We start from the raw sequence: 17,104 nt of genomic DNA on the forward strand, positions 1-17,104 counted from the left end.
ATATTATCGTAATGATAATTAATTAAATTAAGACAAGCGAAGGCCCTCCCTTAAGTCTCTTCTTCAGAGGGGGCTTACTTAATACTTATACCTGTTTCCCCACAGTTTTTTTAATTTTTCTTTTGACTCATGCTCCCTTGGGTTATTGCCGGGCTCATAAATTTTGGTCCCTTTTATGGCTTCCGGCAAAAAGTCTAGATTAACAAAATTATTCTCAAAGCTGTGGGCATATTTATAATCTTTACCATAGCCAATGTTTTTCATCAGCCGGGTTGGCGCATTGCGCAGGTGCAACGGTACGGGCAGGTCGCCGGTTTGTTTAACCAAACTCATGGCGGCGCCGATAGCCGTAGTGGCCGAGTTACTTTTGGCAGATGTCGCCAGATATATAGCCGTTTGCGACAGAATAAGCTGCGACTCGGGCATGCCGATGACATTTACCGAGTTAAAGCAGGCCTGTGCCAGTAATAAGGCATTGGGGTTGGCATTGCCGATATCTTCGGAAGAGAGGATCAGCATCCGGCGGGCGATGAATAGCGGGTCCTCGCCGCCGGCAATCATCCGGGCCAGCCAGTAAACCGCACCGTTAGGGTCGCTGCCGCGCATAGATTTGATAAAGGCCGATATAATATCATAGTGCTGCTCGCCGGCTTTATCATACAGCGCCATGTTTTGCTGCACATGGTCTAACACTATTTTATTGGTGATCTCTATTTTTTTACCGGCGATGGCATTTACCAGCAGCTCGAAGATATTGAGCAGTTTGCGGGCATCGCCGCCCGACAGGCGCAGGAGTGCCTCGTGCTCTTTGATGTTGATCTGCTTCCCGCGAAGCACCACGTCCTCTTTTTTTGCTTTCTCCAGTAAACTTACCAGGTCATCCTCAACCAGCGGCTGCAGGATATACACCTGGCACCGCGACAGCAAAGCCGATATAACCTCGAACGACGGGTTTTCGGTAGTGGCACCTATCAGCGTTACAATGCCGCGCTCAACGGCTCCCAATAGCGAGTCCTGTTGCGATTTGGAGAAGCGGTGGATCTCATCAATAAACAAAACCGGCAGGGTATCGCCTTCTTCTTTTAAGCGCGAAGCGGTTTCAATAACCTCGCGCACATCCTTAACGCCCGAGTTGATGGCGCTGAGCGAAAAGAAAGGCCTGTCTAGCGATTGTGATATAATATAAGCCAGCGTGGTTTTACCAACACCCGGTGGCCCCCAAAACAACATAGACGGCAGCGCGCCGCTTTCAATGGCCTTGCGCAGTACCGCACCCGGGCCCACCAGGTGTTTCTGGCCCACATAGTCGTCCAGGTTTTTGGGGCGCATGCGCTCTGCTAATGGCGGCAAATTGTTCATGTAGTAAAAATCCGAAAAGTAAATGCGATATCCTAAAGAATTTAGTATTTTTAGATAACAATTATATGCTCAACAAGTTTACCCAGGCCAACTATCACCAAATCTGCGATAACCTAGCATCAGCCGATGCAGATCTCAACAGCATCATCAGGGCCCACGGCTATCCGCCGCTATGGTCGCGCCCCAATACGTTTGAAACCTTGGTACATATTATTTTGGAGCAGCAGGTTTCGTTGGCTTCGGCATTATCCGCTTTAAATAAATTGAAAGAGCGGGTACAGGAGCTGACGCCGGCAAGGGTATTGTTATTAACGGATGAAGAGTTCAGGGCCTGTTATTGTAGCCGGCAAAAAACAGCTTATATCAAATATTTGGCCGAAGCGCTGATCAGCCAACACGTTAACCTGCACGATTTTGAGCAAATGGCCGATGATGAGATCCGTGTAGAGCTGGTCAAACTAAAAGGCATTGGCAACTGGACGGTGGATGTTTACCTGATGTTTGTGTTGCAGCGGGCCGACTTGTTCCCCATCGGCGATCTGGCGGCCGTTAATGCTTTAAAGCGGGTTAAGAATTTACCGAAAGATACTACCAAAGAAGAATTGATAACCGTTGCCGCCCGATGGCAGCCTTACAGAACTGTGGCTACTATGCTTTTGTGGCATTATTATCTGTCGGCACCAAAGCGAAAATGAAGAAATAGGTTCTCCGGGGTTGAGCCCGGTTCGGATTTTCGATTAATTTAGTGTTTGTGCCGTCATGGTTAATATTTTTAACTATTATGGTGTTCCAAATCGTGAACAGGGTGTTCCGTTTTGTTCCACTTTCAAAGTGGAACACCATTGCATATATTCCCAGAGCAAAAAGCAGCTAAACAAAAAAAGCAACCTCCGCACACATTTAAGTGCAGAGATTGCTTCGTTCCGCGCAATGGCGTTTGCGTGGTGTATCTTATCTAAACGTTACGCTTGTTTTACCCATGGTATAACCATCAGCATAAAGCAATACCGTATAAGTTCCTTTTTGGAATGGCGACGCGTAAACCCAATCTACCGTATAACCCGCGCCATCGTCCTTAAAGTCGATAGATGTTTTATAGGTTGATTGCAGGTCCTGTCCATCGGCATTAAATGTCCCGCTGTCTGTGCCGGTTATCAGGTTGCCAATCGGGTCAATAATGCGGATATAAATATCATGCGAGCCCTTGGTTGCTATACTATTGCTGGCAACCGTAAAGTTTATTTTAAGTTTATTAACGTTTTTAGCTTTGGTTTCGTCGGTTTCTTTACCATTCTTTTTAACCTTATAACCTACTACGCTGGTGGTTGCTACTTTTAACGCCGAAGCAACTTTTACTTTGCTGTCCAGGTCCTGGTTTTGTTTTTCAAGATTGGTGGCTTTTTCGCTAACGGTAGTCAGGTTGCTTTTTAAAGTATCTCTCTCTGTAGTTAAAGATATATTCTCTTTCCTGAGCTCTTCAATGTCTGCCGTGTATTTGGTGACAAAATAACGCAGTTGTTTTACATCCTCCTGTGCTTTGCTTAGCTCGGCAGCGGTAAGGGTTCCTTTGGCCAGTTCAGACCGTAATATTTTTATTTTTGCTTTAAGCGAGTCGTTTTTTGCCTGGAGTTCTTTGGTCATCCTGGTTTTGCCGGAGTTTACCTGCTCTATTTGTGCCTCTAAGCTGTCTAACTCTGTTTGTAACCTTGTTTTCTCGTCACTTTGGATAATAACCCGTTGGTCTGAATTATTTTTCTTCATGTATAAATACACGTCAGTGCCTAATAATGCTACAATTACTACAACTAAGAAGTAAATAACGTTCGAATTTTTTTTAGGCTCTTGTGATGATTGGTTCTCCATAAAAATTATCTGATTTGGTACTTAAATAATAATTAAATCCGGCGGGATGGCCCCGAAAAAGGTTAATTCTTTTAACCGCATTTAACACAGTTGATTATTAACTATACGTAATAATGTGAAATTTATGATAATGTTTTTACAATTGGGCATAAATTAATTTTGGAAGCTGGCTCATAAAAGTAGGCAGAAATAGATTAAAACACAATTATTATTTGCCATAATAAACAGCGGTATTAAGGAGTTTATATCTTTGCAGTTCTTAAAGAAAGCCTTTTAATGGTCCAAATACGCTATTTTCTATTCTTGTTACCGTTATTATTAGTTATAACAAAAGCAAAAGCACAAACAGACAGTGTTGCCCTGCATAAGGTTACGGCCGACCCCAAGCGCGAGTTTAGGGGCGTGTGGGTGGCAACCGTTGGCAATATCGACTGGCCGCAGCAGGGGTCGACTGTTGATCAGCAAAAACAACAGCTGGTTTCTATTCTTGATCAGCACCAGCGCACCGGTATTAACGCCATTATGTTTCAGGTTCGCCCGGCTGCCGATGCCTTTTATGGTAAGGGCCGTGAGCCCTGGTCTAAGTGGTTAATGGGCAAACAGGGGCAAATGCCGTCACCGTTTTATGATCCGCTGGAGTTTGCTGTTACCGAGGCCCACAGGCGCGGAATTGAGCTGCATGCCTGGTTTAACCCCTACCGTGCAACAACCGATAACAAGTATTCGGCGTTAAGCCCCAATCATATCACCAATACAAAGCCAGAGTGGTTTTTTACTTATGGTGGCTTAAAAACATTTAACCCCGGTATACCCGAAGTACGCGAATATATTGTACGGGTTATTTTGGATGTGGTTGATAATTATGATATAGACGGGGTGCATATGGACGACTATTTTTACCCCTACCAAATTGCGGGGCAGAAAATAAATGATGCTGCAACCTATGCCCAATACGGCAGTAACTTTAGTGACATCAGGGACTGGCGCCGAGACAACGTGAACCAGCTAATAAAAATGCTGAGCGATAGCATACACAAGCATAAACCACATGTAAAATTTGGCATTAGCCCGTTTGGCATCTGGGCCAACAAAGCTCAAAATGCTGAAGGATCTGACACGCATGGCGGAAACTCTTATTATGAATTGTATGCCGACTCGCGCAAGTGGGTAAAAGAAGGCTGGGTGGATTATATAAACCCGCAAATGTACTGGCCGATAGGTGATAGACTGGTACCGTTTGAAAAGCTGATGCCCTGGTGGAGCGATAACACCTATAACCGGCACCTGTATATAGGACAGGCGGCCTATCGGATCAATGAACGTAAGGTGAATAGCTTTAAGCATCCGGGAGAGATACCTAACGAAATAAAACTACTGCGCAGTAACCCAAGGGTACAGGGCAGCGTTTTTTTCAGCTCTCAGTCGTTGTCTGATAACAAACTGGGCTTTACAGATTCATTACGGTTAAATTATTATAAGCACCCGGCCTTGCCCCCGGTAATGTTATGGCTGGATTCGATAGCGCCTAACGTACCGCGTAATTTCATGGCGGCGCGGATACCAAATACAAGTACCGTGCAACTTAAATGGGAAGAACCCCTGCCCGCCAAAGATGAAGAGCCGGCTTATGGATACGTGATTTATCGTTTTGAGGATAAAGAGAAGATAGACCTGTCTACGCCCGACCATATTTTACATATACAATATAACACTACGCCATTTTTTATAGATAATACGACGCAGCATGGTAAAACCTACCTATATGTAATAACGGCGATAGACCAGATAAAAAACGAAAGCGACCGGTCGCCGGCCATAGCAGTACCTGTTCCGTGACCGGATTAAATAACGCCGGGTTTGTTTATCTTGCTTCCTGATTTTGAAAAATGAGAGCAGTTATACAACGTGTTTTGCAGGCAAGCAGCAGGGTTGAGGGCGCTATAACCGGCGAGATCGGCCCCGGCTTCGTGGTGTTGCTTGGTGTGGAGGACGCTGATACGGAAGAAGACCTGCAATGGCTGGCGCAAAAGATAACCGGCTTACGCGTTTTTAGCGATGAAAACGGCTTAATGAATAAAGCCCTGGCCGATGTGGACGGAAGCATACTGCTGATTTCGCAATTTACGCTGTTTGCCCAGACAAAAAAAGGCAACCGTCCGTCATTCATTAAAGCCGCCCGGCCGGATAAAGCAATCCCGATGTACGAACAGATGATTAAAATGCTGGATACCATTACCGGTAAAAAAACAGCAACCGGGATATTTGGTGCCGATATGAAGATAAGCCTGGTTAACGACGGGCCGGTAACCATCATCATGGATACAAAAGACAAAGACAATCACTAGCTATGACAATTGAAGAGGCGCAAAAACAGGTAGACCACTGGATAAATACCACCGGTGTACGTTATTTTAATGAGCTAACCAATACCGCTATTTTAATGGAAGAAGTTGGCGAGGTTGCCCGCATTATGGCGCGGCAGTACGGCGAGCAGTCGTTCAAAAAATCAGATACCGAAGTTAACCTGGCCGATGAAATGGCTGATGTTTTATTTGTGCTGATATGCCTGGCCAACCAAACCGGCATCGATCTAACCGAAGCCCTGCAAAAAAACATGGAAAAGAAAAACATCCGTGATGCCGACAGGCATCAAAATAATGAGAAATTAAAATAGGCCACAGACAGTGGCAATATGATGCCCTGTTATTTTAACTTAACCAGCTTTTCACCAGCCAACACCGGGATGGCAGTGGTTAAATCAACCTTCAGGCAAAACGCAATATCGGCCTCGATGCCCAGCTTTTTAAGGCGTTCGCTATGCGATGTTTTTTTGAGGTACTTATCCAGGTCGTCTTTGGCTAATTGATACAGATCGTTGGCAGCTATGGCAGGATCATCTACTACAAAATCGCTGTCCTTCAGCTGCTCAACAACAGCTCCTGCAAAAAGAGTATCCTCCAGGTTAAAATTATTTTTCCAGCCCGAGCATACTAACAGGATGTTCTGGTTTTGTTGTTTTAACCAATTGCAAATAGCGGTTAGGTTAATAAACGCACCAATAACAATTTTTTTTGCGTTGCGCGATAAATGCAGAGCATGGGTACCGTTGGTAGTAGTTAATACAATGGTTTTGCCGGCTACTTTTTCTTTGGTATAAGAAAACGGCGAATTGCCGAAATCAAACCCCTCCACTACTTCGCCGTTACGCTCGGCAGCTAAAAGGTAGTCGCCCCCTTTCTCCAGGTAAGCGCTACACTCTTCTACCTGTGATACCGGGATTATTGCTTCGGCGCCGTTTTCAATACCATAACAAATAGAGGTAGTGGCCCTGAAAATATCAATAACCACCACAATATAATCCTCCACATCGTAAAGCGGTATCAGCGCGGGAGTAAGGCAGACTTCTAGTTTTGAGCTCAAAATGGTCTATTTATAAAACGGTGGTTTAACAATTCTGGCCTTTACATTATTATCGCGTATTTTAATAAAGATCTCTGTTCCCTCTTTGGCAAACCCTGTTTTAACATAGCCCATACCAATGGCTTTTTGCAGCGATGGCGATTGGGTGCCCGAGGTTACTTTACCAATAATATTACCATCAGCATCAACTATTTCATAATCATGGCGTGGGATGCCGCGGTCGATCATTTCAAAGCCAACCAGCTTTTGGGATATACCTGCGGCTTTTTGTTCCTGCAGGGCGGCCGAATTGGTAAACTCTTTATTAAACTTGGTTACCCAGCCTAAGCCGGCCTCCAGCGGAGATGTTGTGTCATCAATATCATTACCATACAGGCAGAAACCCATTTCCAGCCTGAGTGTATCGCGGGCGCCCAAACCAATGGGCTTAATGCCAAAAGGCTCGCCGGCTTTAAATACGGCGTCCCATATAGCCCCGGCATGGTCATTGTCAAAATATAACTCAAAACCACCTGCGCCGGTATAACCGGTTGCTGACACGATAACGTTATCAATACCGGCAAACTTTCCTTTTTTAAATGTATAGTATTCCATTGATCCAAGATCAATGTCTGTCAGGCTCTGCAGCGCTTCAGCAGCTTTAGGGCCCTGTACGGCTAACAGTGAGGTGCGGTCTGATATATTTTTCATATCAACACCATTGGTGTTAAACTGACTTATCCAGTTCCAGTCTTTTTCGATATTTGACGCGTTTACTACCAGCATATAGGTTTTCTCGTCGATACGATAAACCAGCAGGTCATCAACAATACCGCCATCGTTATTTGGCAGGCAAGAGTACTGAACTTTGCCGTCATACAGTTTCGAGGCGTCGTTACTGCTTACCCGTTGAATCAGGTCAAGCGCATTCTCGCCCTTTAAAATAAACTCGCCCATGTGGCTAACATCAAACACGCCTACGGCTTTACGCACGGTTTCATGTTCGGCATTGATGCCTGCATATTGTACCGGCATGTTATAACCGGCAAAAGGTACCATTTTGGCACCTGCTTTTATATGGGTTTCGCTAAGGGCGGTGTTTTTCATAACCAAATTATATTTGGCATAAAAGTAGTAAAAAACAGGCAGAATTTACGATAGTCACAAGGATTTTGCTGAGACAACCTAGGGTCAGGAAATTAGCCGGAACGCAACAGAATTTTTGCCAATACTATATTTAAAAATATATTTATGAAAATTCCTGATTTCAACAGCAGCTTATTCCTTGCAGCAAGCCGCGTAAAACTTTACCAAATTTTTGGTAACCACGTTTATGTCGTGTTCTTTTTCTGCCAGCAGGCGGGCGTTTTTGCCAAGCTGGATACAAAACGCTTCGTCGCGGATACATCGCTGTATTGCGTTAAAAAACTCTTCGCGGTTATTGGCTATTAATATGTCATGGCCATTTTTAAAGTTAATCCCCTCAGCCCCCAGCGACGTGGAAATAATACACTTTTGCATAGCCATGCCTTCCACAATCTTAACCCGCATGCCCCCGCCTGAAAGCAAGGGAACTATCATGATGGATTTGCTGTTTACAAACTCCAGCGCGTCATCCACCTCGCCCTGTATAAATATTTTACCCAGTGCCTCATAGTCATCAAACCGCTCAGGAATATCATTGCCGGCAACATATAGCTTAACGGGGAGGTCGCCGCTGGTAAGGTCATTAATAAAGGTATCTAAAAACCACTCTACGCCCTCCCGGTTGGGCAACCAGTCTAACGACCCTAAAAAGAACAGGCTCGGAAATTCGGTCTTGCTGATATCGACAACATATTTTTCCAGCCGTAAGCCAACCGGCAAAACTTCAATCGGGACATTTATCCCATATTCAAGCAAGGTGTTTTTGTCCTGATTTGTAAATACGGCAATGGCATCAAACTTATTTAATTGTTGCTGCTCATAACTTTTTATACGGCGGGCATGCATCCGCAAATATGATTTTTTAAATGGATCAACCTTTTGCTGCGATAGCCGCCACCATATCTGGTTCTCAATATTATGTGCCCGGTAGATCAGCTTTGCTTTGGAATGTTTGCGGACCGCCGGCAGATACAGCGAAACAAACAGGCCCTCAAACTGGATGATATCATAATTGGTATTGCGCAACTCGCGGATCAGCAGGGTTTCAAACTCGGGGTCATAAAACCGGTCGACATTAAAAGAAGTTTTGCTGAATAAATTAATGGCGACGCCTAATACGGTAACAGTGGTGTCAATATCATAGGCCCGGTAATTTATTTTACCCATCAGATCTTCATCAGGCAGACGGCTTTCATGATTGTTGCGCCTGGCATTAAGGGCAACCAATGAAACGTCATGACCGGTACTAACCAGGCCTTTTATGGTATTGGCTACCACAATCGCGTATCCGCCATTTTGCGGAAAAGGAACACGATGGCTTAGTATAAGGATCTTCAATGGGTTTGGTTTTTACCAAAAATACTATTCTAAGCTTACAGTATCAAGGTGTAACCGGCCCCGATAATAATATCAGGGTCATTATTCAATTACCTGGATCATCACCCCGTCGGTTTCAAAACTTACGCTAAAGCTGCGGCGGTGATAAGGCGTATAACCATTTTTTAAAATACACTGGCGGTGTTTTAAAGTAGCGTAGCCTTTGTTACTGTGCCAGTCGTATTCGGGGTGCTCAAGGGCTATCTGCTTCATGTAATCGTCGCGATAGGTTTTGGCAAGAATAGAGGCGGCGGCGATGCTCAAATATTTGCTGTCGCCTTTAACAACACAGGCATGTGGTATGGTTGGGTGCTTATTAAACCGGTTACCGTCAATAATTAAAAACTGGGGCGTTAAATGCAATTTTTCGATAGCGCGGTGCATAGCCAGGAACGAGGCGTTAAGGATGTTGATCTCGTCTATCTCCAAGCTATCAGCCGATGCTACGGCATAAGCAATGGCATTTTGTTCTATCTCTGTGCGCAGGGCATAGCGTAGTTCTTCAGGGATGAGCTTTGAGTCGTTTAACAGCTCGTGTTCAAAATCATGCGGCAAAATAACAGCAGCGGCAAATACAGGCCCGGCCAGGCAGCCGCGGCCGGCTTCGTCGCAACCTGCTTCAATAAATTCATGCTGGTATCTGGCTAATAACATTGGAGCTTTAACGTGTAATACAAAATTATTATTTTAAGAGGAGGTGTTTTTAGCAATTTATCAACAGTGCCCCATCAGGTGAACATATAAAAATAATTGTAGGCTAATCAAAACCCTCTCGTTTGGAGAGGGCAGGAGGCACTATTTACCCAGCCACTTTAATATTTTGGCATTATAATCCTCATGAACCGTTGTTTTTGCAGTATCAATATTATTTAAATAATGATCGCAACCGACACAAGGCTCATAAGTTAAATTTTTCTTTCCGAGCCTTATAAAATCAAGCTGTACATAGTCAAGTCCATAAATAGGCGAACTTTCATCTGCGGTTGCCACAATCATGTAAATTGGGATATTAAGCATCCGCAACTTTTCGAAGGGAGGATTAAGCCCAAAACTGGCCCATCGTTTATAAGTATGACCCAAATATTCCTTTTTCGTGCTATTGGGATTCGCGTATATATCTTTGATTTTTTTTAGTTCGGCGTCTATACTGTCCTGTGCTTGTTTATGACTGATTTCGACTTTTGCTGCTTTTATGCGCCAGGCAGTAATGCCATCATAAAATTGATTTAAACCGCTGCCCACCACATCAATAACATGGGTTATCCGTTTATCGGCAACAGCCAGCAATGAGACTACCTGGCCCCCTTCAGAATAGCCGTAAGCTACAATTTTTGTTCCGTCCCAATAGCCCTGTTTAATAAGATAGGTTATGACTTTTTTTGTTGCGGCTACGCGCCAGCCTAAACTAAGTTGGTTTGTATATTCATCAGAGAACTTATAATTGGCAATAAGCTGATGTGCGTCGAAATGTTTAGCGTCATCTTTTGTCCTGATCGTATCGCAGAACGGGGTGCCCGGTTTACCTAAAATAATATAGTGAAAATCTTTTTGAGTTGCAGCTTTAAGCTGTTCGTTAAATGTATTGTAAATACTGCCAAACCCTTTGCCTTTTATATAGATACAGAGTGGCAGGCCGCCGCTTCCGTTCACCTCAATAAAAAAAGGCTGTTTTTTTTTAATATTCTCAAGGTCAACATAAAATCGGATCAATCCTAGTTTGGCATCCCTCAAAGTAAACTCCTGCAATCCATGATCAATTGGTTTTAACGGTTGCGCTTTACCGGCTGATGAAGCAATAATCAAGACCAAACTTAGAAGCAACAAGAATCTTTTAAAAGCCATTGTAGTAGTGTTGTTGTGAAAAGCTATTGAGAAGACACCAGCTAAGGCATTATGTTACAGTTAGCCCTAAATATTAAAATATCCGCAACGTCAATATCGTGATATCATCAATAGGCTTACCTTTTATGCCGATGTTTAAATGGTCCATCAATTTTTGGTTAAAATTGTCGGGTGATAATTCGCCGTGGGCCAGCACAAAGTCCATCAGTCTTTCTTCGTTCCAGATCTTATCGCTGTAAGGTTCAAAATCAAGTAAGCCATCGGTATAATTTACCAGCAGGCTGCCGGGTTCAATGTCTATCTCGCCTTCATTTAAAAAAGGCAGCTGCTCAAAGGCGCCTATCATAGTGGTGCCCAATTTAAGCGGGATAGCCTCGCCCTCCGAGTATAAAATGGTGGCGTTATGCCCTGCGTTGATATAATTAAGCTTGCGGGTTTGCTCATTGTACTTGGCAATGAACAGGGTGATGAACCGTTCGCCCTGGGTGTTGGAAACTACCTTTTGGTTCAGCCGGTCAATAATGTTGGTCAAATCATCCTCAACCGTCGACCAGGCATGCAGGCTGGCCTGGAAATTGGCCATCAGCAATGCAGCGGATACCCCTTTGCCGGATACATCAGCAATACACCATAAAAACTCATTTTCATTAAGGCGGATAAAATCATAATAATCGCCGCCGATATTTTGATGCGGCAGGTATTTAGCGCCTATCTCTACACTTTCATCCTTATGCATGCGCAGGGGGATAAGCATATTTTGTACCTCGGCCGCCAGTTCCATCTCCCGTTGCAGTCGTTCGGTTTGCAAGCGCTCACGAAACAGCTTTTTATTCTCCAATGCTACTACCACCACATTGATCATCGTCTGTATAAAATTCAGATCGTTGTTGAGCATCTCGCCCGAGGTATTAAACTCGCCGATCAGAGCAAAGGCAAGTGCCTTGCTTTTATGATATATGGGAATAAAGTAATCGTATTTTTTAAGGATGTCGTTGGTGTTTCCGGCAAGCGACTCGGGCGTTTTTACTTTATTAAGCGTTGTGCAGGCATAGTGTAAGGCGCTTACCCGCTCAAAACTGCCGCCATATTTTGAGATACAGGCATAGCTGTTGTCCTTCTCAATTAAAAAACGAAAGGTGCCTACCTGCAGATAATTTTGTAAAATCACCTCAAGCATCTGTATTAAAACAGCGGTAGCCGCGTTTTTATTGATAGCCCGGGTTATCTCTAATAAAGAGTTTAACTCTGACTGCCTTTTTAACAGTAACCTGATTAATTCGTCCTCTCCGGAGGACTGTCCAGTGTTTTGCATTTTGAGTCTCGGAGAGCCTAAATTAGAGAAAAAATATATTTAAATACGTGTGCTTTGCGATTTTATGTCAAAAGCATCTCTTAGCCCAACCGTTACCAGGTTAAAGGCGTAGACTATCAGCATGATAGCTACCCCGGGTATTATAGATAAGTATGCCGAATCCATGATGATATAGCCATAATGTTCTTTAATCATGCTGCCCCAGGTGGGCATAGGCGGCTGCGCGCCAAATCCCAGGAAACTAAGTCCGGCTTCCAGCAATATAGCCGAGGCAAAGTTTGAAGATGCCATCACCAAAATGGGCCCTGCTATATTAGGCAGGATGTGCCTGCGAATAATGCGTGCATTATTATAACCAAGCGATCTTGCCGCTTCAATATATTCGGTTTGTTTTATGCTGATTACCTGGCCGCGTACCAACCGGGCAACCTCAACCCACTTGGACAATCCTACGGCAATAAATATCTGCCATAACCCTTTGCCAAGCGCAAAAGAGATGGCAATAACCAACAGTAAGGCAGGCAGCGCCCATAAAATATTCATGAGCCAGCTTAATGCGGCATCTATCCAGCCGCCAAAATAACCGGCTATTGCGCCTACGGTTATGCCAATAAGTAAACTGATGATAACGGCCATTAGTCCCACCGATAAAGATATACGTGCGCCTAATATCAGGCGGCTCAACATATCGCGGCCGTAAACATCGGTTCCTAATAAAAAGGTTTTGTGAGTGATATAAGCACGCGGCCCTTGCGCTATTACCGCGGGAGGTAATTGATAGGTCTTTTTCTCGGGCTTGTCCTCGTCGCCAATATATTCATTTACCTGTATGGCGCTGCCGGTTACCTTATAGTTGGTAATAGGTATATCACGGTAAAATGCCGGCTGGCCAAAAAGCATTTTGGTAAAAAAGCCTACCGGATCTATATGCTCGGCCTTTTTTAAGTGCAGCATCATAAATTTTGATCCAGGCTTTTTAATGCTGAGCTGTATGGTTTGATTATTGGCAAGCGGCGTGGAGTCGGGCATGATCAGGTAACCAGCTATAGCCACTATTACACAGACGATAATAGATAACAGCCCGACAACGGCAAATTTATTGCGCTTAAAGTTTTTCCAGGTACGCTGTGTCGGTGTAAGTTCTGCCAAGTGTTTATTTTTCCGTTTGGCTAAATATCGGTTAAATTGAGGGCACTGGCAATCGGTACTGTTTATTTTAAAGATTATGAGATTTCGATGATTTGGGTAGCTAAATCAACCCAACTAAATCAGCGGTTCTATTTAACCATACGGCCCTTCCAATCGTATTTGCGGGTAGTGCCCATCAAACCCAGGTAGGCAAGGTAGACCATATGCAGCGGCGCTACTATTATAAGCAATGATAAAAGGCTGCGGCGTTTAAAGAAAGAGCAGATCAGGTACAAAAACGAAAACTCAATCAGGTATTTTATGATAAACTGTGCCAGGAATATTTTGAAGAAAACCACGTCAAAAAAACCAAGTATAATATTTACCAGCATAGTTATGTTAAAAAACCACATAAATATGGCTACCGCTATAATTTTTTTATCCTTGTATTTGGTTGATTTGGAGGCCCAGCGCCGGCGTTGCTGTAAAAATGCATTCAGGGTGTATTTGGCATGCGTGTAAACAATGGCTTCGCGCTGATTTAAAAACCCGATGCGGCCGGGGAAACGCTCGGCGATTTTTTGCAGCAATAATTCGTCATCGCCTGATGCCAATTCATCAATACCGCTAAAACCGCCAACTTCATAAAAAATATCTTTGCGGTAGGCCAGGTTTGCCCCGTTGCAGGTTGACGCTCTTTTATTACCGATAAAAGAAGCGCCAATACCGATAAGGAATGAAAACTCCAGCGTTTGCATCCGCTCAAAAAGCGATTTTTCCTCGAAGAATATCACCGGCGATGAGATCATGACCGGCTGTTCGGCCTCATAATAACCAACAACCGATGACAGCCATTTTGGCCCCATGCGACAATCGGCATCCGTAGCTACCATTAAATCTCCGCCCGACATACTGATAGCTTTGGCAATAGCTTTTTTCTTGTACGAATTGAGTGGCTCAGCTTCGTTTAACTGCAACAACTTAATACCCCGGTCTGCATAAACGCGTATAATAGCGGCCGTGTTATCGGTCGAGTGGTCATCTACAATGATAACTTCTGTTAAGTGTTTGGGGTAATCCTGCGCCAGGATATCATCAATGGTTAAATGTATCCGCTCGGCTTCGTTGCGAGCGGCTATCATCACCGTTACTTTAGTGCTGAGGCCACTGCTGTTAATTTTAGGCTGTTTTAAATTAACCCATCCTTTAATCAGATAGATCACCAGGGCCAGGTATCCGGCAGTAAGTATTGCGCAAATTATACTATAGGTTACGATCAAAGAATTTGAGTTTAAAGATGAAAACTGATCCTAAAATAGCGGGAATAATTAAGTTTATAAGCCAGATAGATGTAAAAGCTGCTATAATGGCTATTTGCTGATGGGTTACAAAGGCAAATAAAGTGGCTGATGCTGTAGCGCGCACCGGCACGTCCAATAAATCCAGTGACGGCAGGGCCGACTGGATAAAGAAAACAATAAACACCATCAGGATCACATCAACAAAAGGAATCTCCGGTATCAGCAAATGGATAACCAGGTAATATTGAAAGGAAAAGATAAAAAACCGGGTTAAGCAAAAGCACATGATGTTAACCAGGTCCTTAAACTTATAGGTGCCCATGATATCAAAGAACCGGTGATATTTTTTTAAGAAAGCTACACTGTTTAATAACCATACCAACCATTTTATATTAAAATAAAACACCAGGAACAAGGTCATAAACACAATCCCCAGTAGGGATATACCGATATAGGCCCAGACATTTAAATGCAAAAAGGTGAAGCAAAACCATATTAATGCTGCGGCGCCCAGCACATTGGTAATAACATTCTGTCCAAACGAGCCGACAGCCATGGCAAAAACGCCATGAATACGTTTACGCGGAGGTAGAAACATTACGCGCCCACCATATTCGCCAATACGGTTTGGTGTAAATATGGCCCAGGTTAACCCGCAAAAGACACCTTCGATGGATTTCCATAAGCTAATCGGAGATAGCTTCCGTGTTAAATGCTGCCATTTTAAACATTCAACCAGCCAGTTGGCAAACATCAACAGCACTACTACCGACATTACAACCGTAACCTGGGTATGGCTTAGCCTGTTTACTGCAAGTTCAAACTGTTTTAAGTTATCGCCTTTGGTTAAGTATTGATGGTAAATAAATGTGAAAGCCAAAACCAGTATGGCTGCCTTTAAAAAGTAGGAAAAGATTTTCTTAGCGATAGCGGTCAATAGCAATAATTTTGTGCAATGTTACAAAAAAGACTGCAAGTCGTGATTTGAATAGTACAATTACAAAATATAAGCGTCATTTGTTTTTAAGTGAACTAATAATGATCTCTGCATTAGTAAACGATAATTCATTATCAATTTATAAACCCAGCGCGGCCAATATCCGGCCAGGTTATGTCTTGAGTGTAATGTTTATTAATGAATTGATTTTTTAACAACGCGCTATTTAATCATAATTATTCAACCGGGGTCATTTTTAAACAAACGGCTGATTCCATGTTGATAACATTGCGCGTTAGCGCCAGGCGCCCCGTAGGCTTATCCACTTTGAAAATGTTAACCCGGTTGGTCGTGCCAACCAATAGATAATTACCTGTCGGATCGATTATAAAATTGCGGGGATTCTCACCACCTGTTTTGTATCGCTCAACAAAAGTTAGTTTACCGGTTAGCTGATCAATGGCATAGACCACTATCTGGTTGGCCGTCCCCCTGTTGGTAGCATATAAATATTTTCCGTCAGGCGATACATGGATGTCAGCTGCACCATTAACGCCTTTAAAATCGTCGGGCATCATCTTAACGGTTTGTAATTCCTTTAGCTCGCCATCATTATAAGCATAAGCTGTAATTGAAGCCGCCATCTCCTGTATGTTGTACATAAATTTACCATTGGGGGCAAAATCGTTATGACGAGGGCCCGAGCCACCTGCGGTGCTGATAAAAGGTATGGTTGCTGGTGTCAGAGGCGGGATTTTTGAAGCGTGGTAACGGTAAATGTTTATTTTATCGGTGCCCAGATCGGTTGTTATTAAATACTTTTCGTCGGGCGTTAACATGGCAGAATGGACATGCGGTTGCGCTTGTCTCATTTGATCGGGGCCGGAGCCTTTATCCGTAATAGTTTGGGTAGATGCACCCAGTGATCCGTCTTTGTTGATCGGGAACACCTGTAAACTACCTCCGCCATAATTGGCTATAAATACATTTTTCTGAGCTTTGTCAACAGCAATATAAGCAGGAGACCCCACAGAAGGTTGTGAATTTAGCTGCTCTATTTTTCCGCTGTTCTTATTAAATTTAAACGCGGTTACGCTGCTGGCCGTAATTTCGTTATTTTCATTTACCGCATAGATATATTGCTGGTTTTGTGATATGGCCAGATAAGAAGGGTTTGCAGTTTCTATCTCGCTTAAATAAGCAACCTCTCCCCGTTCGGCATAAAAACGATAGATGTATATCCCTTTGCTTGAAGTTGGCGTGGTGCCGGTGTAGGTCCCTATTACCAGGTCAAAAACTTTTGGTCCCGTATTTTTCTTTTGCGCCAGGCAAAATACCGGCGATATCAATGCAAATAGAAATAATAGCTTTTTCATGGCTTTCAATACTTGTTTATAATGCAAGGTAATAAAATCCACAAAAAAGCCCCGCAACCGCAGG

Annotated in this window: 17 protein-coding genes; 4 read left to right on the top strand and 13 right to left on the bottom strand. The window is 43.6% G+C overall.

Annotation, left to right across the window (positions count from 1 at the left end; translation table 11 throughout):
- Positions 1-78: 78 nt before the first annotated feature.
- Both LJ658_RS06625 and LJ658_RS20515 read right to left on the bottom strand, forming a co-directional pair.
- Positions 79-1,329 carry a replication-associated recombination protein A gene (locus LJ658_RS06625; RefSeq protein ID WP_370632944.1) on the bottom strand — a complete coding sequence of 417 codons (1,251 nt, stop codon included), beginning with the start codon at positions 1,327-1,329 and terminating at the stop codon, positions 79-81.
- Positions 1,250-1,420 carry a hypothetical protein gene (locus LJ658_RS20515; protein ID WP_370632945.1) on the bottom strand — a complete coding sequence of 57 codons (171 nt, stop codon included), beginning with the start codon at positions 1,418-1,420 and terminating at the stop codon, positions 1,250-1,252. Before LJ658_RS20515 ends, LJ658_RS06625 begins: the two co-directional genes overlap by 80 nt.
- Positions 1,421-1,424: 4 nt before the next feature.
- On the opposite strand from LJ658_RS20515, the gene LJ658_RS06630 reads away from it, so the two are divergent.
- Positions 1,425-2,054 carry a DNA-3-methyladenine glycosylase gene (locus LJ658_RS06630; RefSeq protein ID WP_230545690.1) on the top strand — a complete coding sequence of 210 codons (630 nt, stop codon included), beginning with the start codon at positions 1,425-1,427 and terminating at the stop codon, positions 2,052-2,054.
- 256 nt (positions 2,055-2,310) lie between these two features.
- Here the strand turns inward: LJ658_RS06630 and LJ658_RS06635 are convergent, their stop codons facing one another.
- Positions 2,311-3,222: a hypothetical protein gene (locus LJ658_RS06635; RefSeq protein WP_230545691.1), complete on the bottom strand. Its 912-nt coding sequence runs from the start codon at positions 3,220-3,222 to the stop codon at positions 2,311-2,313.
- Between the two features lie 276 nt (positions 3,223-3,498).
- Between LJ658_RS06635 and LJ658_RS06640 the strand changes: the two genes are divergently transcribed.
- From LJ658_RS06640 to LJ658_RS06650, 3 genes are read left to right on the top strand one after another with little or no spacing between them, the layout of a single operon-like run.
- The gene (locus LJ658_RS06640) at positions 3,499-5,058 is read left to right on the top strand and encodes a glycoside hydrolase family 10 protein (protein WP_230545692.1); all 1,560 of its coding nucleotides are present in this window, start codon (positions 3,499-3,501) and stop codon (positions 5,056-5,058) included.
- A 50-nt stretch (positions 5,059-5,108) separates the two neighbouring features.
- The gene (gene dtd, locus LJ658_RS06645; protein WP_230545693.1) at positions 5,109-5,567 is read left to right on the top strand and encodes a D-aminoacyl-tRNA deacylase; all 459 of its coding nucleotides are present in this window, start codon (positions 5,109-5,111) and stop codon (positions 5,565-5,567) included.
- Positions 5,568-5,569: 2 nt separating this feature from the next.
- Positions 5,570-5,896, top strand: a complete 327-nt coding sequence (locus LJ658_RS06650; protein WP_230545694.1) for a nucleotide pyrophosphohydrolase — start codon at positions 5,570-5,572, stop codon at positions 5,894-5,896.
- 29 nt (positions 5,897-5,925) lie between these two features.
- Here the strand turns inward: LJ658_RS06650 and LJ658_RS06655 are convergent, their stop codons facing one another.
- The 10 genes from LJ658_RS06655 to LJ658_RS06700 form a co-directional block, all read right to left on the bottom strand.
- Positions 5,926-6,642 (bottom strand): 2-phosphosulfolactate phosphatase, encoded by a 717-nt coding sequence (locus tag LJ658_RS06655; protein WP_230545695.1) that lies wholly within the window; start codon positions 6,640-6,642, stop codon positions 5,926-5,928.
- Positions 6,643-6,648: 6 nt separating this feature from the next.
- Positions 6,649-7,728 (bottom strand): glycine cleavage system aminomethyltransferase GcvT, encoded by a 1,080-nt coding sequence (gene gcvT / locus LJ658_RS06660; protein WP_230545696.1) that lies wholly within the window; start codon positions 7,726-7,728, stop codon positions 6,649-6,651.
- 171 nt (positions 7,729-7,899) lie between these two features.
- Entirely contained in the window at positions 7,900-9,105 is a 1,206-nt protein-coding gene (locus tag LJ658_RS06665; protein ID WP_230545697.1) for a glycosyltransferase family 4 protein, read from the bottom strand.
- Between the two features lie 81 nt (positions 9,106-9,186).
- Positions 9,187-9,798 carry a ribonuclease HII gene (locus LJ658_RS06670; RefSeq protein ID WP_230545698.1) on the bottom strand — a complete coding sequence of 204 codons (612 nt, stop codon included), beginning with the start codon at positions 9,796-9,798 and terminating at the stop codon, positions 9,187-9,189.
- Between the two features lie 141 nt (positions 9,799-9,939).
- Positions 9,940-10,986, bottom strand: a complete 1,047-nt coding sequence (locus LJ658_RS06675; protein ID WP_230545699.1) for a S9 family peptidase — start codon at positions 10,984-10,986, stop codon at positions 9,940-9,942.
- A 73-nt stretch (positions 10,987-11,059) separates the two neighbouring features.
- Positions 11,060-12,298: a PP2C family protein-serine/threonine phosphatase gene (locus tag LJ658_RS06680; RefSeq protein ID WP_230545700.1), complete on the bottom strand. Its 1,239-nt coding sequence runs from the start codon at positions 12,296-12,298 to the stop codon at positions 11,060-11,062.
- 39 nt (positions 12,299-12,337) lie between these two features.
- Positions 12,338-13,447 carry an ABC transporter permease gene (locus LJ658_RS06685; RefSeq protein ID WP_230545701.1) on the bottom strand — a complete coding sequence of 370 codons (1,110 nt, stop codon included), beginning with the start codon at positions 13,445-13,447 and terminating at the stop codon, positions 12,338-12,340.
- 128 nt (positions 13,448-13,575) lie between these two features.
- A complete protein-coding gene (locus tag LJ658_RS06690) occupies positions 13,576-14,706 on the bottom strand; it encodes a glycosyltransferase (protein ID WP_230545702.1) in 1,131 nt (376 codons plus the stop codon).
- Entirely contained in the window at positions 14,690-15,664 is a 975-nt protein-coding gene (locus LJ658_RS06695) for a hypothetical protein (RefSeq protein WP_230545703.1), read from the bottom strand. The genes LJ658_RS06690 and LJ658_RS06695 overlap by 17 nt, the downstream gene beginning before the upstream one ends.
- A gap of 236 nt (positions 15,665-15,900) precedes the next feature.
- Positions 15,901-17,040: a lactonase family protein gene (locus LJ658_RS06700; RefSeq protein ID WP_230545704.1), complete on the bottom strand. Its 1,140-nt coding sequence runs from the start codon at positions 17,038-17,040 to the stop codon at positions 15,901-15,903.
- Between the last annotated feature and the right edge of the window lie 64 nt (positions 17,041-17,104).

The sequence above is a fragment of the Mucilaginibacter sp. UR6-11 genome, assembly GCF_020880695.1.
Taxonomy (GTDB): domain Bacteria; phylum Bacteroidota; class Bacteroidia; order Sphingobacteriales; family Sphingobacteriaceae; genus Mucilaginibacter.